Source organism: Buttiauxella selenatireducens, assembly GCF_031432975.1.
GTDB lineage: Bacteria > Pseudomonadota > Gammaproteobacteria > Enterobacterales > Enterobacteriaceae > Buttiauxella > Buttiauxella selenatireducens.
In genome coordinates, this window is the sequence record NZ_CP133838.1 from 911,983 (window position 1) to 934,508 (window position 22,526).

Below are 22,526 nucleotides of genomic sequence, written 5' to 3' on the forward strand. Positions count from 1 at the left end.
GGAAGTTTCGTGATTATGAGGTTCGTTAATGCCTAAATGTAGCACCTGGTTAAAACCGCTTTTCTTGTTAGTCGCTCTTTGGGCACCATTAAGTCAGGCAGACACGGGTTGGCAACCTATCCAGGAAACTATCCGTAAAAGTGAGAAAGACAATCGTCAATATCAGGCCGTACGTCTTGATAATGGTATGACGGTCCTGCTGGTCTCTGATCCGCAAGCCGTTAAGTCATTGTCTGCATTAGTGGTTCCGGTTGGATCCTTAGAAGATCCTGACGACCATCTTGGCCTGGCTCACTACCTTGAACATATGACGCTGATGGGTTCTAAAAAATATCCTGAACCGGATAGCCTGTCGGAGTTTCTCAAAAAGCATGGTGGCAGCCATAACGCCAGCACCGCAACTTACCGTACCGCGTTCTACCTTGAGGTGGAAAACGATGCACTGGAAGGAGCGGTCGACCGTTTGTCTGATGCTATCGCTGAGCCAAATCTCGCACCTGAATATGCCGAACGTGAACGCAATGCGGTGAATGCTGAACTGACCTTAGCCCGTGCCCGTGACGGTATGCGTATGGCGCAAGTCAGTGCAGAAACGATCAACCCAGCTCACCCTGGCTCACGTTTTTCGGGCGGTAATCTGGAAACACTGCGCGATAAACCGGGCAGCAAGTTGTTGGATGCGCTGGTGGCTTTCCGCGATAAATATTATTCCGCGAACCTGATGAAAGCGGTTATTTACAGCAATAAGCCATTGCCTGAATTGGCAAAGATTGCGGTGGATACCTATGGGCGTGTGCCGAATAAAAATATCGAAAGGCCGACCATTGACGTGCCCGTTGTGACTGACGCACAAAAAGGCATAGTGATTCACTACGTGCCAGCCTTGCCGCGCAAAGTGGTGCGAGTTGAATTCCGAATCGATAATAATAGCGATAAATTCCGCAGCAAAACGGATGAATTAATTGGCTATTTGATTGGCAACCGTAGTAACGATACCCTTTCTGACTGGTTACAAAAGCAAGGCCTCGCGGACAGCATTCGTGCTGATTCCGATCCAATAGTTAATGGCAATAGCGGCGTGTTCGCCATTTCAGTGTCATTGACTGATAAAGGCCTTGCCCAGCGTGATGAAGTCGTGGCGGCTATTTTCAGCTATTTGAATAAATTACGTGAAACTGGTGTCGATAAAAGCTACTTCGATGAGCTCGCCCATGTGCTGGATCTCGACTTCCGTTACCCGTCAATTACCCGCAATATGGATTACGTTGAATGGTTAGCCGACACCATGCTGCGTGTGCCGGTTGAACATACACTGGATTTCGTGAATATTGCCGATCAATATGACCCGGCAGCTATCAAAGCACGGCTGGATATGATGACGCCGCAGAATGCCCGCGTCTGGTATATCAGCCCGAAAGAGCCTCATAACAAAACGGCTTATTTTGTTGAAGCGCCCTATCAGGTCGATAAAATTACGCCACAAGTGTTCAACGACTGGCAGCAAAAATCAGCGGCAATTAAGCTGGAACTGCCTAAGCTGAACCCCTACATCCCTGATGACTTTACGTTGGTCAAACCTGAAAAAACCTATGCTCATCCAGAGTTGTTGGTAAAAGAGCCTGGTTTACGCGTGCTGTATATGCCAAGCCGCTATTTTGCCAGCGAACCTAAGGCAGATGTGACGATGGTGCTGCGCAATCCGCAGGCGATGGACAGCGCGAAAAACCAGGTATTATTTGCTCTGAATGACTATCTGGCAGGTATTGCGCTGGATCAGTTAAGCAATCAGGCTTCTGTCGGAGGGATTGGTTTCTCAACCAATGCTAATAGCGGTTTGATGGTGAATGCCAATGGTTATACCCAACGTTTGCCGCAATTATTTGAAGCGCTGTTGAAGGGCTACTTCTCCTATACCCCGACCCAGGAACAACTGGATCAGGCGAAGTCATGGTATGCCCAAATGATGGATTCGGCAGACAAAGGCAAAGCTTACGATCAGGCGATTATGCCAGTGCAAATGGTGTCGCAGGTGCCTTATTTCCAACGCGAAGTGCGCCGTTCGCTGTTGCCAGGGCTGACATTACAAGATGTGCTTGATTACCGTGATGCGTTAAAAACCCATGCTAAACCTGAATTTTTGGTGCTGGGTAACATGTCTCCTCAGCAGGCAAAGGATCTGGCGCATAACGTACAAAGCCAACTTGCCACCGAAGGAAACGAATGGTGCCGTAATAAGGATGTGCTGGTAGATAAACAACATTTAGCCATGTTCGAAAAAGCGGGCAGCAGTACGGATTCCGCTCTGGCAGCGGTTTATGTGCCTAAAGGTTTTGATGAAACCGTAAGTACCGCTTACAGCTCAATGTTAGGGCAAATTATTCAGCCGTGGTTCTACAACCAGTTACGTACGCAAGAGCAGTTGGGTTATGCGGTATTTGCCTTCCCGATGTCGATTGGGCGTCAGTGGGGGATTGGTTTCTTGCTGCAAAGCAACGACAAACAACCGGCCTATTTGTACCAACGCTTTAAAGCGTTTTACCCAACCGCTGAGCAAAAGCTGCGTAGCATGAGTGCAGAGGATTTTGCACAAATGCAGCAGGGGATGATCAGTGAAATTATGCAGGCGCCGCAAACCTTGTCGCAGGAAGCTTCTCAATTGAGCAAAGATTTCGATCGCGGAAACCTGGACTTTGATTCGCGTGATAAAGTTGTCGCTGAAATTAAAAAGCTGACGCCACAAAAACTGGCTGATTTCTTCCATCAGGCTGTGATTGAACCGCAAGGAATGGCTGTTCTCTCGCAAATTTCTGGCAACAACAATGGCAAGGCGGAATACGCTGCGCCAGATGGGTGGAAAACCTGGAAGGGAGTCAGCGGCCTGCAACAATCATTGCCGCTCGTCGACCCTAAATAGTTTGAGATACTGCCGGGCCGCAAAGGAATTAACCCATTGGCTGATTTGATTCAGTCAATGGGTGATAATGTGCAGCTAATACACCCGCAACTTGAAAGATGAAGGGTAAATAATGACCGGAACCACGCAACCTCTTGATCCCCTAAGTTTACCTTTGACAGGGGAGAGGTTGATTGAAGCCTCTGCCGGTACCGGAAAGACATTCACCATCGCAGCACTTTATTTACGCTTGCTGCTTGGCCTGGGTGGTGAAAATGCCCATCCTCGCCCACTCTCCGTTGAAGAATTATTGGTCGTAACGTTTACTCAGGCGGCGACCGAAGAACTCCGTGGTCGCATTCGTGCCAACATTCATGAATTGCGCATCGCCTGCGTTCGCAACCGAACTGATAATCCCCTGTTCCAAAACTTGTTGGCAGAGATCCCCGATCTTCACCAGGCGGCCCGAATTTTGCGTCTTGCTGAACAGCAAATGGATGATGCGGCCATTTTTACCATTCATGGCTTTTGCCAAAGGATGCTCAGCCTTAACGCGTTTGAATCGGGCATGTTGTTCGAGCAACAGCTTATAGAAGATGAATCGCTGTTACGTCGCCATGCTTGTGCTGACTTCTGGCGTCGCCATTGCTACCCACTGCCGAAGCCGATAGCGCAAGTTATGGCCGAGAAATGGGCTGGGCCTGAGGAGTTGCTCAAGGATATAAACAGCTGGCTTCAGGGTGAGCAGCCGGTCCTGAAGCAGCCGCCTGCGGATGATGAAACCCTGCTCGCTCGGCATCAAAAGATCATTACCGCGATTGAGGATGTGAAAACTCAGTGGCGTGACTGCGCGGACGACATTGCTCAAATTCTCAGTGAAGCAAAAATTGATCGCCGTAGTTACAGCAGTAAAAATTTGCCTAACTGGCTGAATATTGTCGGAACCTGGGCGCAAACAGAAACCACAACCTACAAATTGCCTGAGCAGTTGGAACGCTTTTCTCAATCAATGCTGGATGAGAAAACCAAAGAAGGCCAACCGCCGCAGCATCCTGTTTTCAGGGCAATTAATTCGCTGTTGGGTGAGCCGCTGACGCTGCGTGATTTGGTCATCGCCCGCGCAATGTCTGAAATCCGTTACACCGTGCAGCAGGAAAAACGTCGTCGTGGCGAGTTAGGATTTGACGACATGTTGACTCGCCTGGATGAAGCGCTGCACAAACCAGGTGGCGACGCGCTGGCCGCGGCCATCAGGGCACGTTTCCCGGCAGCAATGATTGATGAATTCCAGGATACCGACCCGCAGCAATATCGTATTTTCAGACGCTTATATATCAATCAGCCTGATACGGCATTGTTGCTTATCGGTGACCCCAAGCAGGCGATTTACGCATTCCGTGGCGCGGACATTTTTACCTATATGAAAGCGCGTCATGAGGTAAGCGCCCACTACACGCTGGATACCAACTGGCGCTCATCTCCAGGGATGATTAGCAGCGTCAATACCTTGTTCCAGCAATTGGATAATCCCTTCTTATTCCAGCAAATTCCTTTCTTAGCGGTGAAAGCTGCGGCGAAAAACAGCGGCCTGCGTTTTACGTTTAAAGGAAAAAATCAGGCGGCGATGACATTCTGGGCCCAATCGGGTGATGGCTGCGGAGTGAGTGATTACCAACAAACCATGGCCATGCAGTGCGCGCAGCAGATTCGGGACTGGTTGAGTGCCGGGCAGCACGGCGAAGCTTTGTTGTGGAAAGGCGAAGAATCGCGCCCAGTACAGTCGTCTGACATCACCATTCTGGTACGCAGCCGTGGCGAGGCGTCCATTGTGCGTGAAGCACTGTCGAGTCTGAATATTCCGTCCGTGTATCTTTCAAACCGCGACTCGGTGTTCGCAACGCCAGAAGCGCGAGAAATATTGTGGATTTTGCAGGCTGTTTTGGCGCCGGAAATAGAAACCGCGCTGCGCAGTGCCGTCGCGACCAGCATGTTGGGTCTTGATGCCCGCATGATTGAAGCGCTTAACGAAGATGAAAATGCCTGGGATCAACTGGTCGAGGAGTTTTCAGAATATCGCCACATCTGGCTGCGCCGGGGCGTGATGCCGATGTTGCGTGCGCTAATTGCTCGTCGCCAGATAGCCGAAAACTTGTTGGCAACGCCAGGTGGTGAGCGCCGTCTGACCGATATTTTGCACATCAGCGAATTGCTGCAAGAAGAAGCCTCACAGACTGACAGTGAACATGCGTTGGTTCGTTGGTTGGCGCAGCAGGTTGCCGAACCTGACAGCAATTCATTCAGCCAACAATTGCGTCTCGAAAGCGACAGGCATTTGGTGCAGGTTGTCACTATTCACAAATCAAAAGGGCTGGAGTATCCGCTGGTTTGGCTACCGTTCATCGCTAACTATCGTGCGCAAAACAGTGGCTTATATCACGACCGCTCGACATTCTCGCCGTTGCTGGATTTGAGCGACGATGCAGAGAGCCTGAGTCTCGCTGAAGAAGAACGTTTGGCGGAGGATTTGCGTCTGTTGTATGTCGCGCTGACGCGTTCCATTTGGCATTGCAGTATTGGTGTGGCGCCGTTGTTTAAAGGCAACCGCGCCAAAAAAGGGGCCAGCGACCTGCATCTCGGGGCATTGGGTTATCTTGTGCAAAAGGGCGAAGCGAAAGATGCGGCGGGATTACAGTCTTGCTTAACGCAACTGGCGAGTGAGTCGGTGAGTATCCAGGAAGCCCAATCTGATGATTACACGCCCTGGCAGCCGGTGAGTGCCGAACTCCCGCAGTTGAGTGCCCGCACGATGGAACGGCAGGTGACTGATAACTGGCGTGTTACCAGTTATTCAGGTTTGCAACAGCATGGCAGCAGTCTTGCACAGGATTTATTGCCGCGGCTGGATGTGGATGCCGCAGGAGTGGCACCGGTACAAAGTGAGCCATTACTCACTCCGCACACCTTCCCACGCGGGGCAGGTCCTGGCACTTTCCTCCATAGCTTATTCGAAGGTATTGATTTTACGCAGCCGCTTGACGATGCGTGGATTCTGAAGCAACTCAGTGAGCAGGGATTTAGCGAGGAGTGGCAGCCGAGATTAAAGGAATGGTTGCACACTATTTTACAGGCACCGTTAAATGAAACGGGCGTCTCCCTCAGCCAGTTAACGCCTCAGAACAAACAGGTCGAGCTGGAGTTTTATCTGCCGATTGCGAGTGATTTACACGCCGCGCAGTTGGACAAACTGGTTCGGGAATATGATCCGTTATCAGCAGGTTGCTCACCGTTAAACTTCAGACAAGTACGCGGCATGCTGAAAGGCTTTATTGACCTGGTGTTCCGCTGGCAAGGGCGGTATTACCTGCTGGATTACAAATCGAACTGGTTAGGAGAAGACAGCAGCGCCTACACTCAGGAAGCCATGGCCCAGGCGATGCAGGCACATCGTTATGATCTGCAATATCAACTGTATACGTTGGCGCTGCACCGTTATTTGCGCCACCGCATTGCTGATTATGACTACCAAACTCATTTCGGGGGCGTCATCTACCTCTTCTTGCGCGGCGTTGAAAGTAACGGTTCGTCACAAGGAATATTTACCACCCGTCCTGACGAACAATTAATAGCGAAAATGGACACACTCTTTGCATTGAAAACGGGTGTTGCGGAACAAACGGACGAGGTTGCGCCATGAAAATGTCTGAGTTGTTACAGCAAGCGGTTGAGCAGAAATCGCTGCGTGCTCTGGATGCCCAGTTCGCCATGATGATTGCCGGTGATGAGCAACCTGCCGTTATGCTCGCGGCCGCGTTAGTCAGCCATGATGCCGGAGAAGGCCATGTGTGCCTTCCTCTTTCACGTTTAACACCCGAATTCTGTTTTACCGGGCGGCAACCTGACCTGGCCGAACAACTGTTTGCCGGGGCCGCCGTCAAGTCCGGCTGGCGTGAAGTGTTGCTGGCATCAGATGCGGTGAGTGAGCATGAAGGTGCTACGCCATTAAAGCTGATTGGCGACCGGTTGTATCTCAACCGGATGTGGCAAAACGAACAGTTAGTTGCGCGGTTTTTTGGAGAGGAGAACCGCGCGATACCTCTCGATGAAGAGCAGGTCATTCGCGTTCTGAGCCAGCTTTTTGAACCGATGGCTGATATCGACTGGCAAAAAGTTGCAGCAGCCGTAGCGCTGACGCGACGTATTTCTGTGATTTCTGGCGGGCCGGGAACAGGTAAAACGACCACCGTGGCGAAGTTACTCGCAGCCCTGGTTCAGCTCACCACTACAGCACCCTTGCGCATCCAATTGGCGGCGCCGACAGGTAAAGCCGCCGCGCGATTAACGGAATCACTGGGTTCAGCGTTACGCCGTTTACCGCTGGATGACACGCAGAAAGCTGCATTGCCGAACGACGCTTGTACGTTGCACCGTTTATTGGGCGCACAACCCAATAGCCAGCGCCTGCGTTATCACGCCGGTAATCCGTTGCATCTGGATGTGCTGGTGGTAGATGAAGCCTCGATGGTCGACTTGCCGATGATGGCGAAGTTAATTAACGCGTTGCCACCGCACGCGAGGGTCATTTTCCTCGGCGATCGCGATCAACTTGCATCTGTGGAAGCAGGGGCGGTACTTGGGGATATCTGCCATTACGTTACGCATGGGTATCCACGCGAAAGAGCGGCGGAGTTGAGTCGACTGACGGGCCATTCACTGCCTGCGGGGGAGGGAAGTCAGGCGGGGGGGCTGCGCGATGGGCTATGTTTGCTGCAAAAAAGCTACCGTTTTGATAGCAAGTCCGGCATCGGGCAATTGGCATTTGCTGTCAACGCCAGCGATGTGAAGCAGGCCAGAATGGTCTTTGCCAAAGGCTTTGGCGATATTTCGAAACAGCCGCTGCGTGAGACTGAAGATTATGCGTTGATGATTGCTGATGCGGTGGAAGGTTATCGGCCCTACCTGGAGTTAGTTCGCAATCATGGCGAACCCGCCGCTATTCTTGATGCCTTCGGACGCTATCAGTTGTTATGCGCATTGCGGGATGGCCCGTTTGGCGTCAGCGGCCTGAATAATCGCATCGAGCAGGCGCTGGTTCAAAAACGATGGATTGAGCGGCCAAACCCGACGGTTTCGCGCTGGTATAACGGCAGACCCATTATGATTTCCCGTAACGACAGTTCATTGGGGTTGTTCAACGGGGATATCGGTATTGCGTTGGATAGAGGTGAGGGGCTGCGCGTCTGGTTCCCGATGCCAGATGGCACCATCAAATCAGTGCAACCAAGCCGTTTGCCGGGGCATGACACAGCGTACGCCATGACGGTACATAAATCGCAGGGGTCGGAATTCGAGCACGCCGCCCTGGTTCTGCCAAATCAATACACCGCTGTGGTGACGCGTGAGCTGGTCTATACCGCTATCACCCGTGCGCGCAGCAGATTGTCTTTGTATGCCGATGATCGGGTGTTGGAAAAAGCGATTGTGACGAAGACGGAACGACGCAGCGGATTGATGGAAAGTTTTAGCTAGCCCTTAGCAGGGCTAGCGAGTTTGTCAGGCTAAATCTGCCATCAGCACTTTTGAGCGGCGCTGATAGTTGTACATTTCTTTTTTGCTTTCGGGCAGCAACTCGACATCAACTGGCATAAAGCCACGCTCCTGGAACCAGTGAATGCTACGGGTTGTCAGGACAAATAGCTTGTTCAGCCCCATCTGCCGGGCTTGTGTGGCAATGCGTTGTAGCAATACTTCGCCCCGTGATGAGCTGCGATAGTCAGGATGAACTGCAACACAGGCCATTTCACCAATCCCTTCTTCCTGGAACGGATACAACGCCGCACAAGCGATGGTCAGATTGTCGCGCTGGATAATGGTGAATTTGTCGATCTCCATTTCCAGTTGTTCACGTGAGCGACGCACCAGAATCCCTTGCTGCTCCAGTGGGCGAATGAGTTCCAAAATGCCGCCGATATCGTTAATGGTGGCGCGACGAATTTGCTCCGCACTCTCCATTACGATTTGCGTACCGATACCATCACGGGAGAACAGCTCCTGCAATAGCGCACCGTCTTCTTGATAGCTGATCAAATGGCTGCGACGCACGCCGCTACGGCAGGCTTTGACTGCGCCTCGCAGAAAACGCACGGTGCCAGAATGGTAATCACCCGCTTCTTCCAGATCTTCAATGCGTTTTTGCGCATCGTTAGGAAAGAGTTCAGAAACGATATTGCCGGTATCGTCGATCACGCCCTGGGAAGAGCAGAACCCAATCATTTTTTCGGCTTTCAGTTTTACGGCCAATTGCGTGGCAATTTCTTCGGAGGTGAGATTAAAACTTTCACCTGTAACGGAAACCGCAACTGGGCCCATCAATACAATCGCCCCGTTATCAAGCTGGCGATGAATGGCTTCTTCGTCGATACGACGAACACGACCACTGTGGCAATAATCCACACCATCATCTACGCCTAACGGCTGCGCGATAATAAAGTTACCGCTGACGACGTTGATATGCGCCCCTTGCAACGGCGTGTTGCCAAGGCTCATGGACAAACGCGCTGTGATATCCAGCTGCAATAAACCGGCGGCTTGTTTAACCAGCTCAAGGGTTTTTGCATCAGTAACACGCGTATGTTTGTGATAGACAGGTTCATGATTATGCGAAGCCAGATTGGCATCAATTTGCGGGCGCGCACCATACACCACCACCAGACGAATCCCCAGGCTGTGCAACAGCCCAATATCATTGACGATACTGGAGAAGTTCTCGTGTTCAATGGCTTCGCCGCCAAGCATAATGACAAACGTTTTTCCCCGATGGGCATTTATATAGGGAACAGAATGGCGAAATCCCTGTACCAGTTCGGTTCTACGTTCCTTCACCACGGCAAGCCCTCACTGCATGATTATTCGTAATTTCTGTATTTTTATTCTTTTATTGCTCTCGGTGCAAGCAGCAATTACCGCAAAGCAGAAATTTCTGTGCCGCTGTCGCCAGGTACTTGATTGCGAATGTTTACCCTTTTATGAGTGACAGCCTAAGCCCGATTCGCTAAAGTTTTCGGCTCAAAAAAATAAAATTGGTTATTCGGTTCACGGAAACACACCGCTCAGGAGAGCTATGTCAGATTCCCGTTCGTTAATTAGTCGCCGCCGCTTGCTAAAGGGCGCGGGCGCTTTGTGGCTACTGAGTGTTAGCCAGGTTGGCTTTGCGGCCTCAAGCCTGGTCATTGCGGTTCGTGTCTGGCCCGCATCGTCTTACACGCGAGTCACACTGGAATCGAACAGGGAGCTTAAATACCGACAATTTGCGTTAAGCAATCCTGATCGGGTGGTTGTCGACATAGAAGGTGTGAATTTAAATTCAGTATTGAAGGGCATCGGTGCCCAGATTCGTGGTGACGATCCTTTCATTAAGTCCGCGCGTGTGGGTCAGTTTGATCCTCAAACCGTGCGCATGGTTTTCGAACTTAAGCAAAACGTAACACCGCACTTGTTTGCACTGGCTCCGGTGGCTGAATTCAAAGAACGCCTGGTGATGGATCTCTATCCGGCCAATATGAACAGCGAGCAAGATCCGCTGCTGGCGTTGTTGGAAGATTACAACAACGGTAAGTTGGATAAAGATTCACTGCCATCACCGGAACAAGGGCCGAAGCCTGGCAAGGCGGGTCGCGACCGACCGATCATTATCATGCTGGATCCAGGTCACGGCGGTGAAGATCCCGGTGCGATTGGGCCGAACAAGACGCGTGAAAAAGATATCGTGTTGCAAATCGCTCGTCGCCTGAAAGCGCTGATTGATAAAGAAGCGAATATGAAAGCCTATATGACGCGCAACGAGGATGTGTTTATCCCGTTAAAAGTCAGGGTGGCAAAGGCGCAGAAGCAACGTGCTGATTTGTTTGTTTCTATTCATGCGGATGCATTTACCTCTGGCGCAGCGCGAGGCTCTTCAGTGTTTGCGCTCTCAACCAAAGGGGCAACCAGTACCGCGGCAAAATTCCTCGCTCAAACACAGAACGCCGCCGACTTAATCGGTGGGGTGAGCAAGAGTGGCGACCGATATCTCGACCATACAATGTTCGACATGGTCCAGTCATTGACCATCAACGATAGCCTTAAATTCGGCAAAGAAGTGCTGACCCGATTGGGGCGCGTCAATAAACTGCATAAAAATAGCGTCGATCAGGCGGGGTTTGCAGTGCTTAAAGCGCCAGATATTCCCTCCATTTTGGTGGAAACGGCATTTCTCAGTAACGTTGAAGAAGAGCGAAAGCTGCGTACAGCCACCTTCCAGCAGGAAGTTGCAGAGTCGATTTTGGCGGGGATCAGAGCATACTTCGCAGATAGCTCGCGCCTGGCACGACGCGGATAATCCCCTTCATACTTCGAGCTGCAGCCGTGTTGGCTGCGTTCGTTCACCCCAGTCACTTACTCAAGTAAGCTCCTGGGCTCACGTCCTTGCCGCCTTGCTGCAACTCAAATTATTTAGGGTATTGCGGAGTGTTTCTATGAATTTTAGATATAAAAAAACACCCGTTAAGGTGTTTAATGTTGGTTGCGGGGGCCGGATTTGAACCGACGACCTTCGGGTTATGAGCCCGACGAGCTACCAGGCTGCTCCACCCCGCGTCCGTAAACTTCTTTAGTACCCAAATGATTTTCATCATTGCGCGAATGATCAGCGACTTAGTTGGTTGCGGGGGCCAGATTTGAACTGACGACCTTCGGGTTATGAGCCCGACGAGCTACCAGGCTGCTCCACCCCGCGTCCGTATAACTATTTACTACTAATGATTTTCATCACCGGGCTACTATCAGCGACTTTTTAATTGGTTGCGGGGGCCAGATTTGAACTGACGACCTTCGGGTTATGAGCCCGACGAGCTACCAGGCTGCTCCACCCCGCGTCCGTGGAAGCGCACTATACTCTGCTCGGCTTTTGATGCAACCTTTTTTTTAATAAATGCTCGATTTGTCTCATGTAACTGATAATAATTTAATTTAAGTATAAATAGTGAGCACATCCCGCATCTATGGGCCACGACACGTTTAATTCTTGTGGCACGTTTGCTATCTTCCCGTCGGGAATAGCGGCATAAACCTGGCGAGGAAGTGATGATAGGACGTTGGACTAAGTACATTGTAACAGGAGTGATGGTTGCCATTCTGGCTGGCTGTTCCTCGAAACCGACAGATAAAGGTCAGCAATATAAGGACGGGAAATTCACCCAGCCTTTCTCCCTCGTCAACCGACCTGATGCGGTAGGGGCCCCGATCAACGGCGGCGACTTTGCTGAGCAAGTTAACCAAATTCGTTCCGCATCTCCTCGCCTCTATAATAGCAAGAGTGATGTTTACGGTGCCGTTCAACAGTGGCTACAGGCCGGTGGCGATACCAGTAAGCTGAGCCAGTACGGCATTGACGCCTGGCAGATGGAAGGCGCAGACAACTACGGTAACGTGCAATTCACAGGCTACTACACGCCGGTGGTGCAGGCGCGTTACACCCGTCAGGGTGAATTCCAGTATCCGATTTACCGCATGCCGCCAAAACGCGGGCGTTTACCTTCCCGTGCCGAGATCTACAATGGCGCACTGAGCGACAGCTACATTATTGCTTACAGCAACTCCTTAATGGATAACTTCATTATGGATGTGCAGGGCAGCGGCTATATCGATTTTGGTGATGGTCAGCCATTAACCTTCTTTGGTTACGCGGGCAAGAACGGCCATGCTTATCGCAGTATCGGCAAAGTGCTTATCGATCGCGGTGAAGTAAAGAAAGAAGATATGTCGATGCAGGCTATTCGCCATTGGGGTGAAACTCACAGCCAGGCTGAAGTGCAGGAGCTGCTTGAGCAGAACCCATCCTTCGTATTCTTTAAGCCTGCGAGCTTCGCACCGGTGAAAGGGGCGAGCGCCGTGCCGTTAATTGGCCGTGCGTCTGTGGCTTCTGACCGCTCCATTATTCCTGCTGGCACCACGATTCTGGCTGAAGTCCCGTTACTCGATAACAATGGGAAATTCAGTGGGCAGTATGAATTGCGCGTCATGGTGGCGTTGGATGTTGGCGGTGCGATTAAAGGCCAGCACTTCGACATTTACCAGGGAATTGGGGCTGATGCCGGCCACCGTGCGGGTTGGTACAACCACTATGGCCGTGTTTGGGTACTGAAAAACGCCCCTGGCACGACTAACAGCGTATTTACCGGTTAATATTTCCCCCCGACGGGCTGTATAATCAGCCCGTCAACTTTATCCGCAACTGTTTATTTATCACAACACCCGCAAAGATTTTTCCGAGGAAAACGTAATGTCTGTTGTTTTGTCCGATGCCTGGCTGCAACGCTTTGGCGGCACTGCTCGTTTGTATGGTCGTGATGCTCTGCAACTGTTTGCTGATGCGCATGTATGCGTGATTGGCATTGGTGGTGTGGGCTCATGGGCTGCAGAAGCGCTGGCACGTACCGGAATCGGCGCGATTACGCTTATCGATATGGATGATGTTTGCGTGACCAACACTAACCGTCAGATCCATGCGTTGCGCGATAACGTTGGACTGGCCAAGACTGAAGTGATGGCGGCCCGCATTCGTGAAATCAATCCGGAATGCCGCGTCACGGTAGTTGATGATTTTATTACTGCGGAAAATACGGCGCAGCTGCTTAATCAAGGTTTTAGTTACGTTATTGATGCCATTGATAGTGTCCGTCCTAAAGCGGCACTTATCGCATATTGTCGACGCAACAAGATCCCACTGGTCACAACCGGTGGCGCGGGTGGTCAAATCGATCCTACGCAGATTCAAGTGGTTGATCTGGCGAAAACGATTCAGGATCCACTGGCAGCTAAGCTTCGCGAAAGACTAAAAAGTGATTTTGGCGTGGTGAAGAACAGTAAAGGTAAGCTCGGCGTGGACTGCGTGTTTTCCACCGAAGCGTTGGTTTATCCGCAGGCTGATGGCTCTGTGTGCGCGATGAAAAGTACCGCTGATGGCCCGAAACGTATGGATTGTGCATCCGGTTTTGGTGCGGCAACTATGGTCACCGCCAGCTTTGGTTTTGTGGCGGTGTCCCATGTATTAAAGAAAATGATGGCGAAAGCGGCGCGTACTCAGGCCTGAACTGCCGCACGAACGGCTTGTGCTAATGCCGCAAGCCCGCTGCTGCGCGACGCACTTAATTGATTGCGCAGCCCTAAATCATCAAACAGGGCGAGCGGATCTTCATTCAGCAACTGTTCCGCCGTTTTCCCTTCTATTGCGGTAAGTAACACCGCCAGCAAACCGCGGACAATGCGTCCTTCACTATCACCGTAGAAATGCAGCGTCCCATTTGCTTGCAGGCTGTGACCCAGCCAGACGCGGTTTTCACAACCTGCAATTTCGATGTTATCGCGTTTTAGATCCGCAGGAAGTGCCGGAAGTTGCTTCCCGAGTAGGATCAACTGACGGTATTTATCTTCCCACTGCTGCAACGGAGCAAAAGTGCTGCGCAAGCTGTCGGCGGTGATAGCAGTCCCGAATGGGTGACCGGCTAAAAATCCACTTGTCATTTAATCCACCAGAATTTCCAGTGCGTTGTCGATAGCTTTGACCAGCGCATCAACATCACTCTGCGTATTGTACGGGGCAAAAGAAGCCCGCAATGTGCCGGCGACGCCAAGTGCTGCAAGCAAAGGTTGCGCACAATGTTGACCCGCGCGCAGCGAAATGCCTGATTCAGCCAACAGCGTGACCATGTCGTTGTGGTGAACACCTTCAAAATCAAACGCCAACAGGCTCGAGTCCTGGCAGCGGAAACTGCGAAAACCAGGACGTTTTGCCAGCTCTGCTTCTGCGAGTGTCGCCAGCCCACGGCTGTAGGTTTCAGCCTCAGTCAAATCAACCGACTCCAGCCACTCAAGTGCCGCGCTCAGGCCAATGACGCCTGCAACGTTTGGCGTACCGGCTTCAAAGCGATACGGTACGGGTTGAGTTTTAAATCCTTCGAATGAGACATGCGTAATCATTTTGCCGCCGCCTAGCCAGGGCGACATCTCTTCCAGCAGCTCACTTTTACCGTAGAGCGCCCCGATTCCGGTTGGGCCATACAATTTGTGGGCTGAGAAAGCGTAAAAATCGATATCCAGCGCCTGTACGTCCGGCGGGCAATGCACAACACCTTGTGCGCCGTCGACCATAACGACCGCGCCAACTTCGTGGGCAAGCGTAATGGCTTTGGCGAGATCCGGGCAGCCGCCTGTGACATTAGACATTTGGCCCAACGCCAGGATTTTGGTCCGCGGGTTAAGTAACGCAGGCAGCTTGCTGAGATCGGCAAGGAGATTTTTGCCCAGCGGCAATTTGATAATTTTCGCACCGGTCTGCTCGGCGACCATTAGCCACGGCACGAAATTCGCGTGGTGTTCTGCTTCGCTAACAATAATTTCATCATCGGGTTGCAGGCGCGGGCGTGCGTAACACTGAGCGACCAGATTTATGGCTTCGGTTGTGCCACGCGTCCAGACAATATCTTTTCCAGAAGGGGCATTGAGCAGAGCTGCCACACTATCGCGAGCCGCTTCATAACGCTCGGTAAGGCGCTGCGCCTCGGCAAACTGACTGCGATGAACATTACCTGCGCTCAGGCTATAAAATTGCTGAGTCGCTTCAATAACGGCGCGTGGTTTAAGTGTGGTTGCGGCACTGTCGAGATAGACACCAGCATCAGCCAACGCCGGAAACAGGCTGCGAAAACTGGCGGGATTAAATGTTTTCATGATTTTCCTCATATCACTATGCAGCGATCGTGGCGCATTTGTCTTAATCGCACAAGGGATCAATAACCTTCGGAATATTCTGCTTCGCCAGGCAAACCTGGTGAAAGAGGGTTATGCTGATTACTGTTAGGTGAATGTTTAACTTTGGTTATTTTTAAGAGTAATTCAGCATTAATCGCTACTAAGGAGAAGAATATGAATAAGGCAGCCGCAGCAGTATCAGCAGGTCTAATGGTTTTTGCTCTTTCAGCCTGTTCAAGCCCGAACTACGTGATGCACACCAATGACGGACGTAGCATTGTCGCCGATGGCAAGCCTCAAACCGATGATGAAACAGGGATGATTCAGTACAAAGATGCTAATGGGAATAAACAGCAGATTAACCGTACTGATGTAAAAGAGATGGTTGAGTTGGATCAGTAAATTTCAGGCAAAAAAAAGCACCGCAATTTGCGGTGCTACATTAATCACTATGGACAGACAGGGTAAATGTACAGGAAGTGAAAAAGGGGTAGCTTAGCTACCGGGGTCTGGAATGCCAGACCAATTGCAAACACAACAACACAACATCACAACCGTAAGCCAAAAGCCCTCCGAAACACGCATTTCAGATAACTTTTCGTTCCGGCTCAGGAAGTGACGCCACTATAGGTATTTGCTGGTGCATCCTCAACGGACAATTTATAATGGCTCAGATAAAAAAAACTAATAGGTTAACTAAGTTAATCTGTTTGTTAACGGACTCTAACATTTAAGCCAATCAACTATGTCCAAGCGTTTACCACCATTAAATGCCTTACGTGTATTTGACGCTGCAGCTCGTCACCTGAGTTTTACTAAAGCAGCCGAAGAATTATTCGTGACTCAGGCCGCCGTCAGCCACCAGATTAAGTCTCTGGAGGATTTTCTTGGCCTAAAATTGTTCCGCCGCCGCAACCGCTCGCTGCTGCTGACGGAAGAAGGTCAGAGTTACTATCTGGACATCAAAGAGATATTTTCGCAGTTAACCGAGGCAACCCGTAAGCTGCAGGCGCGTAGCGCCAAAGGGGCTTTAACGGTCAGTTTGTTGCCTAGTTTTGCCATTCATTGGTTAGTACCGCGGTTAACAAGCTTTAATACAGCTTATCCGGGAATCGACGTTCGTATACAGGCCGTTGACCGCCAGGAAGATAAACTTTCGGATGATGTCGACGTCGCGATTTTTTACGGGCGCGGCAACTGGCCGGGTCTGCGTGTGGAAAAATTGTACGCGGAATATCTGTTACCAGTCTGTTCACCGATGCTGTTAACCGGCGATAAGCCCATCAAAACCCCAGAAGATTTAGCGCATCATACTTTGCTGCACGATGCGTCTCGTCGTGACTGGCAGACATATACACGCCAATTGGGTGTAAGCCATATCAATGTGCAGCAAGGCCCGATCTTCAGCCACAGTGCAATGGTGCTTCAAGCCGCCATTCACGGGCAAGGCATTGCTTTAGCAAACAATGTTATGGCGCAATCAGAGATTGAAGCGGGTCGTTTGGTTTGTCCGTTCAATGATGTTCTGGTGAGCAAAAATGCCTTTTATCTTGTTTGTCATGACAGCCAGGCAGAACTGGGTAAAATAGCGGCCTTCAGGCAGTGGATTTTGGCGAAAACAGCGAGCGAACAAGAAAAATTCCGTTTTCGCTACGATCAGTAAGCAAACCAGCGCGTAGGCATGCCGCTACGCCTAACTTTAGGGTTACACCATGACCAGCCGATTCATGCTGATTTTTACCGCGATTAGCGGTTTTATCTTTGTCGCCCTTGGCGCCTTTGGGGCACACGTTTTAAGTAAAACGCTTGGTGTTGTTGAGATGGGGTGGATTCAAACCGGTCTTGAATACCAGGCATTTCATACGTTAGCGATTTTTGGTCTGGCCGTTGCGATGCAGCGCCGGATCAGCATTTGGTTTTACTGGAGCAGCGTATTTATGGCGCTCGGTACTGTTCTATTCAGCGGCAGTCTTTACTGCCTGGCGCTGTCTCACTTACGCCTGTGGGCGTTTGTTACTCCTGTCGGCGGAATGAGTTTTCTTGCCGGTTGGATTTTGATGTTGATTGGTGCAATGCGCCTGAAACGTAGGGGCGCAAGCCATGAATAAAGTTATTTTGTACTGCCGACAAGGTTTTGAGAAAGAGTGTGCGGCAGAGATTACCGATAAAGCCGGCCAGCATGGCGTTTACGGTTTTGCACGGGTTAAAGAAAACAGCGGTTACGTCATTTACGAATGTTATCAGCAAGATGATGCTGACAAACTGGCGCGTGAATTGCCGTTCAAAGATCTGATCTTTGCTCGTCAAATGATCGTTGCGGGTGAACTGCTCAAAGATCTTCCGCCAGAAGATCGTATTACGCCGATCACCGGAATGCTGACTGGCGTGGTAGAGAAAGGCGGCGATCTGCGTGTCGAAGTCGCTGATACCAATGAAAGTAAAGAGTTGATGAAGTTCTGCCGTAAGTTGACCGTGCCTCTGCGCGCCAGCCTGCGTGAAGCCGGTATCCTGACCAACTACGAAACAACAAAACGCCCAGTGGTGCATGTGTTCTTTATTGCACCGGGATGTTGTTACACCGGTTATTCCTATACCACTAATAACTCGCCTTTCTATATGGGCATTCAGCGTCTGAAATTACCTTCTGACGCGCCAAGCCGTTCAACGTTGAAACTCGAAGAAGCCTTCCACATTTTTATTCCTGCTGATGAGTGGGATGAACGTTTGGCGAACGGGATGTACGCGATTGATTTAGGGGCTTGCCCTGGCGGTTGGACCTATCAGTTAGTGAAACGCAATATGTGGGTTTCTTCTGTCGATAACGGCCCAATGGCGCAAAGCTTGATGGATACCGGGCAGGTTACCTGGCTGCAGGAAGATGGTTTTAAATATAAGCCAACACGAAACAATATTTCCTGGATGGTTTGTGACATGGTTGAGAAACCTGCGAAAGTCGCGAGTCTGATGGCAACCTGGCTGGTTAACGGCTGGTGCCGCGAAACCATTTTCAACCTGAAGCTGCCTATGAAGAAACGATACGAAGAGGTGTCGCAGAACCTGGCGCTGATACGTGAAAGGCTGGAAGAGAATGGTATCAGTGCGGAGATTCAGGCGCGTCAGCTGTATCACGACCGTGAAGAAGTGACGGTACACGTGCGCCGCATGTGGGCTGCTGTAGGCGGCCGTCGCGACGAACGTTAATCTTGTTCGAGGGTGGGGAATCCACCCTCACCCCGACCCTCTCCCTGAGGGAGAGGGAGAAAAGCTGAATTATTCCCTCTCCTGGGGGAGAGGGCTAGGGTGAGGGCGTTCAACCCGGCAATCTAAGTTGCTGCAAATTCCCATCAAGCTGTAAATCCGTCTGCAGTTGAGCCACCTGGCGGCTGATAAAAGCACTTTCCCGATGCTGCTCTAACTTCTTGCGCCACTTCTCTGGTACTTCATCCAACCGTTCGTACAGTGCTTCAAGCGTTGAAAACTGATTGATCAATTGTGTGGCACTTTTTGGGCCGATACCCGGAACGCCGGAGATCTTGCTGCTGCTGATCCCTGCAAGCCCCCAGAAATCAGCAAGTTGCTCCGGCAACACGCCATATTCCTGGGCGATAAATGGCGCATCGAGCCAACGTTTTTGAAAATAGTCACGGATTTGAATTGTCGGGGCGAGTAACTGGCAAAACCCTTTATCGGTCGAGACAATAGTGGCGCGATGCCCACTTGCTGCTATTTTTACAGCGAGTGTTGCCGCCAGATCATCTGCTTCATTTCCCTGAGAATGCCAGCAAGCCACGCCTCTTTTGGCGAAGGCCGCTCGCAATATTGGCATTTCTTGATGTAAGGACTCTGGCATTGGCGCACGGCCAGCTTTATAGTCTGGCAAGACCTGATGTCGCCATCCTTCGCGCCGGTCTTCGTCATCAAACACGGCGACAGCGTGCGTCGGCTGGCTGTGTGTGATTAGCGCATCAAGGGCATGTAGGCAGGTATCAACACAAGGTGAGCCCTGGACTGCATGAATACGGCGTATTAAGTTCAGGGCATCAACGATAAGTAAATGAATCATCATGGGTATTTCGCTTTCGATATTCGCTTTGCACACACTAACATTTCTGTGTGTTGACCGCGAACCCGAGAAGATGAATCAGGAAAGCCGCTCGCAAAAAAGTCGTGCTTATTGATTACTATGTATATTTCAAGTCAGAGACAACAACATGAGTCATAGTTCACACCTCGCACAACGCATTCAGGCCCTACAACCTTCAGCAATCAGAGAATTGTTAAAGCACAGTAAAATGCCAGGCGTTATTTCCCTCGCCGGCGGCATTCCTTCCAGTGAGTTATTTGATAGAGAAGGTCTGAGCATTGCGACACAAAAAGTTGTCGCTGAGAACTTTAACGACGCGTTCCAGTACGGTTTAACTGAAGGCACCGTTGAACTGCGTCAACAATTGGTCGGGGTGTGCCAGGAGCGTGGAATCACCACCAGCCCAGAACAACTTCTGATCACCTCGGGGTCACAACAGGCATTGGATTTGCTGATGCGCGCGCTGGTTAACCCAGGCGATGTTTTTGTTGTTGAGCGTCCAACTTATCTGGCAGCACTGCAAATTCTCAGCCTGAATGAAGCCGATGTGAAATCGGTGGGCAGTGATGAGCACGGGATGATTGTCGATGAGCTCGAAGCGTTACTCAAAACGACGCGAATCAAAGGTGTCTACCTGGTTCCGACGTTTGGCAACCCTAGTGGCACAACGTTAAGTGCCAGCCGTCGTGAGCAGTTGGTCAAACTGGCAGAACAGTATCACTTTGTGATTGTTGAAGATGATCCGTATGGCGCAATCAGCTTCACTGAAACACGCGAAAAGACCTTACTGCAAGTGGCGACAGAACGCGGCAGCCAGGAAAATGTGGTTTATACCTCGACGTTTTCTAAAATTCTGGCGCCAGGGCTGCGAGTCGGCTGGATTGTGTTGCCAGAGTGGATGAAGCAAAAAGTGGCCATCATTAAACAAGCCACCGATTTGCACGCCAACTCATTCACGCAATCGCTGGTGTCAGCGTATTTGACGCTTGATCGCCTGAACCCGCAGATTGAACTGATTCGCGAAGTGTATAAGAAGAAGTGCCTGAGCCTTTCTACGTTTTTACATCAGGAACTGGATGAGCACATTACCTTTAACCAGCCGCAGGGTGGGATGTTCTTGTGGGCGTCATTCCGTTATGAGTTTGATGCAACTCGCTGGTTACAACAGACTCTCGAAAAAGGTGTGGTGTATGTGCCGGGTGAGTTCTTCTTTAGCGATCACGCGGATAAGAAAACGCTACGTTTCTCTTACGCAACCGCCACAGAAGAGCAGCTTTATGAAGCGGTACAGCGATTGAAATCCGCACTGTAAGATAGAGAAATGGAGCCGAAAGGCTCCATTTTTTATGGTTTTAAAGTGCGGAGTTAATGAGATAACTCGACCACTTCATCGTTGTTTTTCTTTTTCGCGACGGTACCACCCACACGTTTTGAATACAGTGCAGTAATAATGGGTACCAGAATCGCGGTCACAATAACGCTTGCCGCCACCAACGCTGTAGCTGAAGCTGCAACAGGCTCAAATGCCGGGTTAATTTGCGCAATGATTACCGGGTTGGCAACCGCTGCACCTGCTGCGGAAGAGGCTGCAATCCCTGCGGTTCCGTTGCCACCACCAATGTATTTATCGGCGATAATCAATGGAATACCTGTTACAACGATAACTGCCACACCCAACATGATGCCCAGCAAACCGGTGTCCATAATGACGTTGAGGTTGATGGTGTTACCCAGAGCAAAGCCGAAGAACGGAATCAGTACTGGAGTCGCTTTGCTGAAGAAAGCACGGAAATCGTGATCCAGGTTACCAAGAGTGAATCCAATCAGGAACGGTAGAACGGCACCGATAAAGTGGTGGGGTTCAAAGGATGCCAGACCTGCGGAACCCAGAATAACCATTGTCATTAGTGGACCGGACTCTAAAGACATCAGGACAAATGCGCCAGATTCTTCTTTAGTACCATATTGGTTCATCAGGCTTGCATACAGGCCACCGTTGGTCATGTCCATCGCAGAAACGAGAGCCAGAACGGACAGGCCAGCAAACATACCGGTCTGAATTCCACCTTCAGGAATAAACGAAGCGGCAATCATTGCCACAACCCAGGCCACACCAATTTTAGTCAGAACCAGCGTACCGGATTTACGCAGTACGGTTCCTGTTGCACGTAAGTCTATTGAAGCACCGATACAGAAGAACCAGACCGCCAGAATGGGAACTGTCCCGCTAATCATTCCTTTTGTGAAGGAACCAAAATATGCGCCAGTGTCCGGTGCAAAGGTATTTAACATTGCACCCAGCAGCAATGGAATCAACATCATCCCACCAGGAATACGTTCTATAGTTGCTTTAATCTTCATGTTCGCTCCTCATCGTTTTTTCATTTCTTATCGATTCTGAATGAAAAAACCACTTAACAGTTTTTATGAAAAATCGTTGTTTTTCATTTGATTATGTTCTTTTCGGGTCAGAGGTATTCTTTTGCTCTTATGGCAAATAGAGTTGACCTGGTTGGGCTGGGTTGCCGTGATTCCTGCGTTCCGTCGCCTTCCTTGCTTCAAACTATCTAACGATTGGAATTACAATTCAATCAAATTGAAACAATATTTCAATTTAGATCACATTATTTAATTGTTCAGGTGATAAACTGTCTGGGTGGTGCAGTTAAATGTAGTTTCTTTGTAAAAAACTATATTTTAATTGCTAAAATATTATTAATGGTTACGGGCGTTATTTTGTTTCCGCCTGCACTCCCAGTAAGGAAA

Annotated in this window: 16 protein-coding genes and 3 tRNA genes; 11 read left to right on the plus strand and 8 right to left on the minus strand. The window is 50.4% G+C overall.

Features of this window, described 5'->3' with window-relative positions; all coding sequences use genetic code 11:
* The first annotated feature begins 28 nt into the window (after positions 1-28).
* From ptrA to recD, 3 genes are all read left to right on the plus strand, one after another.
* Positions 29-2,914: a pitrilysin gene (ptrA, locus tag RHD99_RS04160; protein WP_183270475.1), complete on the plus strand. Its 2,886-nt coding sequence runs from the start codon at positions 29-31 to the stop codon at positions 2,912-2,914.
* 112 nt (positions 2,915-3,026) lie between these two features.
* Complete coding sequence (gene recB, locus RHD99_RS04165; RefSeq protein ID WP_309877566.1) at positions 3,027-6,587, plus strand: exodeoxyribonuclease V subunit beta; 3,561 nt, start codon at positions 3,027-3,029, stop codon at positions 6,585-6,587.
* Entirely contained in the window at positions 6,584-8,419 is a 1,836-nt protein-coding gene (recD, locus tag RHD99_RS04170; protein ID WP_309877568.1) for an exodeoxyribonuclease V subunit alpha, read from the plus strand. Before recB ends, recD begins: the two co-directional genes overlap by 4 nt.
* A gap of 24 nt (positions 8,420-8,443) precedes the next feature.
* Here recD and argA read toward each other — a convergent pair whose 3' ends face one another.
* A complete protein-coding gene (argA, locus tag RHD99_RS04175) occupies positions 8,444-9,775 on the minus strand; it encodes an amino-acid N-acetyltransferase (protein WP_309877570.1) in 1,332 nt (443 codons plus the stop codon).
* Positions 9,776-10,010: 235 nt separating this feature from the next.
* Between argA and amiC the strand changes: the two genes are divergently transcribed.
* On the plus strand, positions 10,011-11,267 hold the full coding sequence (gene amiC, locus RHD99_RS04180; protein ID WP_183270471.1) for an N-acetylmuramoyl-L-alanine amidase AmiC: 1,257 nt from the start codon (positions 10,011-10,013) through the stop codon (positions 11,265-11,267).
* Positions 11,268-11,447: 180 nt separating this feature from the next.
* Here the strand turns inward: amiC and RHD99_RS04185 are convergent.
* The 3 genes from RHD99_RS04185 to RHD99_RS04195 all read right to left on the minus strand — a co-directional run bounded on the left by RHD99_RS04185 (position 11,448) and on the right by RHD99_RS04195 (position 11,802).
* Positions 11,448-11,524 (minus strand) — tRNA-Met (locus RHD99_RS04185).
* Between the two features lie 62 nt (positions 11,525-11,586).
* Positions 11,587-11,663: transfer RNA gene (locus RHD99_RS04190), tRNA-Met, on the minus strand.
* Positions 11,664-11,725: 62 nt separating this feature from the next.
* A tRNA-Met gene (locus tag RHD99_RS04195) sits at positions 11,726-11,802 on the minus strand.
* Positions 11,803-12,010: 208 nt separating this feature from the next.
* On the opposite strand from RHD99_RS04195, the gene mltA reads away from it, so the two are divergent.
* Both mltA and tcdA read left to right on the plus strand, forming a co-directional pair.
* A complete protein-coding gene (gene mltA / locus RHD99_RS04200) occupies positions 12,011-13,111 on the plus strand; it encodes a murein transglycosylase A (protein ID WP_183270470.1) in 1,101 nt (366 codons plus the stop codon).
* 97 nt (positions 13,112-13,208) lie between these two features.
* A complete protein-coding gene (gene tcdA, locus RHD99_RS04205) occupies positions 13,209-14,018 on the plus strand; it encodes a tRNA cyclic N6-threonylcarbamoyladenosine(37) synthase TcdA (RefSeq protein ID WP_183270469.1) in 810 nt (269 codons plus the stop codon).
* Here the strand turns inward: tcdA and csdE are convergent.
* Positions 14,009-14,449 (minus strand): cysteine desulfurase sulfur acceptor subunit CsdE, encoded by a 441-nt coding sequence (gene csdE, locus RHD99_RS04210; RefSeq protein ID WP_270143271.1) that lies wholly within the window; start codon positions 14,447-14,449, stop codon positions 14,009-14,011. The two genes, tcdA and csdE, sit on opposite strands and share 10 nt — an antisense overlap.
* Positions 14,450-15,655: a cysteine desulfurase CsdA gene (gene csdA, locus RHD99_RS04215; protein WP_309877573.1), complete on the minus strand. Its 1,206-nt coding sequence runs from the start codon at positions 15,653-15,655 to the stop codon at positions 14,450-14,452.
* A gap of 195 nt (positions 15,656-15,850) precedes the next feature.
* Here csdA and RHD99_RS04220 point away from each other — a divergent pair, with 195 nt between their 5' ends.
* The 4 genes from RHD99_RS04220 (at position 15,851) to rlmM (ending at position 18,877) form a co-directional block, all read left to right on the plus strand.
* Positions 15,851-16,078 carry a YgdI/YgdR family lipoprotein gene (locus RHD99_RS04220; RefSeq protein ID WP_183270466.1) on the plus strand — a complete coding sequence of 76 codons (228 nt, stop codon included), beginning with the start codon at positions 15,851-15,853 and terminating at the stop codon, positions 16,076-16,078.
* A gap of 343 nt (positions 16,079-16,421) precedes the next feature.
* Positions 16,422-17,339 carry a glycine cleavage system transcriptional regulator GcvA gene (gene gcvA / locus RHD99_RS04225; protein WP_064543831.1) on the plus strand — a complete coding sequence of 306 codons (918 nt, stop codon included), beginning with the start codon at positions 16,422-16,424 and terminating at the stop codon, positions 17,337-17,339.
* A gap of 49 nt (positions 17,340-17,388) precedes the next feature.
* Complete coding sequence (locus RHD99_RS04230; protein ID WP_064543833.1) at positions 17,389-17,784, plus strand: DUF423 domain-containing protein; 396 nt, start codon at positions 17,389-17,391, stop codon at positions 17,782-17,784.
* A complete protein-coding gene (gene rlmM, locus RHD99_RS04235) occupies positions 17,777-18,877 on the plus strand; it encodes a 23S rRNA (cytidine(2498)-2'-O)-methyltransferase RlmM (RefSeq protein ID WP_270143277.1) in 1,101 nt (366 codons plus the stop codon). The genes RHD99_RS04230 and rlmM overlap by 8 nt, the downstream gene beginning before the upstream one ends.
* A 109-nt stretch (positions 18,878-18,986) precedes the next feature.
* On the opposite strand, the gene xni is transcribed toward rlmM, so the two are convergent.
* Positions 18,987-19,742, minus strand: coding sequence for a flap endonuclease Xni (xni, locus tag RHD99_RS04240; protein WP_270143279.1), 756 nt, complete (start codon positions 19,740-19,742; stop codon positions 18,987-18,989).
* Positions 19,743-19,887: 145 nt separating this feature from the next.
* Here xni and RHD99_RS04245 point away from each other — a divergent pair, with 145 nt between their 5' ends.
* Positions 19,888-21,072, plus strand: a complete 1,185-nt coding sequence (locus tag RHD99_RS04245; RefSeq protein ID WP_309877575.1) for an aminotransferase-like domain-containing protein — start codon at positions 19,888-19,890, stop codon at positions 21,070-21,072.
* A 53-nt stretch (positions 21,073-21,125) separates the two neighbouring features.
* Here the strand turns inward: RHD99_RS04245 and kdgT are convergent, their stop codons facing one another.
* The gene (kdgT, locus tag RHD99_RS04250) at positions 21,126-22,121 is read right to left on the minus strand and encodes a 2-keto-3-deoxygluconate transporter (protein WP_309877577.1); all 996 of its coding nucleotides are present in this window, start codon (positions 22,119-22,121) and stop codon (positions 21,126-21,128) included.
* Positions 22,122-22,526: the final 405 nt, after the last annotated feature.

Excerpts from the sequence above, each read along its gene's own strand:
- ptrA (WP_183270475.1), top strand. The coding sequence starts at position 29 with ATGCCTAAATGTAGCACCTGGTTAAAACCGCTTTTCTTGTTAGTCGCT.
- recB (WP_309877566.1), top strand. The coding sequence starts at position 3,027 with ATGACCGGAACCACGCAACCTCTTGATCCCCTAAGTTTACCTTTGACA.
- recD (WP_309877568.1), top strand. The coding sequence starts at position 6,584 with ATGAAAATGTCTGAGTTGTTACAGCAAGCGGTTGAGCAGAAATCGCTG.
- amiC (WP_183270471.1), top strand. The coding sequence starts at position 10,011 with ATGTCAGATTCCCGTTCGTTAATTAGTCGCCGCCGCTTGCTAAAGGGC.
- mltA (WP_183270470.1), top strand. The coding sequence starts at position 12,011 with ATGATAGGACGTTGGACTAAGTACATTGTAACAGGAGTGATGGTTGCC.
- tcdA (WP_183270469.1), top strand. The coding sequence starts at position 13,209 with ATGTCTGTTGTTTTGTCCGATGCCTGGCTGCAACGCTTTGGCGGCACT.
- csdE (WP_270143271.1), bottom strand. The coding sequence starts at position 14,449 with ATGACAAGTGGATTTTTAGCCGGTCACCCATTCGGGACTGCTATCACC.
- csdA (WP_309877573.1), bottom strand. The coding sequence starts at position 15,655 with ATGAAAACATTTAATCCCGCCAGTTTTCGCAGCCTGTTTCCGGCGTTG.
- RHD99_RS04220 (WP_183270466.1), top strand. The coding sequence starts at position 15,851 with ATGAATAAGGCAGCCGCAGCAGTATCAGCAGGTCTAATGGTTTTTGCT.
- gcvA (WP_064543831.1), top strand. The coding sequence starts at position 16,422 with ATGTCCAAGCGTTTACCACCATTAAATGCCTTACGTGTATTTGACGCT.
- RHD99_RS04230 (WP_064543833.1), top strand. The coding sequence starts at position 17,389 with ATGACCAGCCGATTCATGCTGATTTTTACCGCGATTAGCGGTTTTATC.
- rlmM (WP_270143277.1), top strand. The coding sequence starts at position 17,777 with ATGAATAAAGTTATTTTGTACTGCCGACAAGGTTTTGAGAAAGAGTGT.
- xni (WP_270143279.1), bottom strand. The coding sequence starts at position 19,742 with ATGATGATTCATTTACTTATCGTTGATGCCCTGAACTTAATACGCCGT.
- RHD99_RS04245 (WP_309877575.1), top strand. The coding sequence starts at position 19,888 with ATGAGTCATAGTTCACACCTCGCACAACGCATTCAGGCCCTACAACCT.
- kdgT (WP_309877577.1), bottom strand. The coding sequence starts at position 22,121 with ATGAAGATTAAAGCAACTATAGAACGTATTCCTGGTGGGATGATGTTG.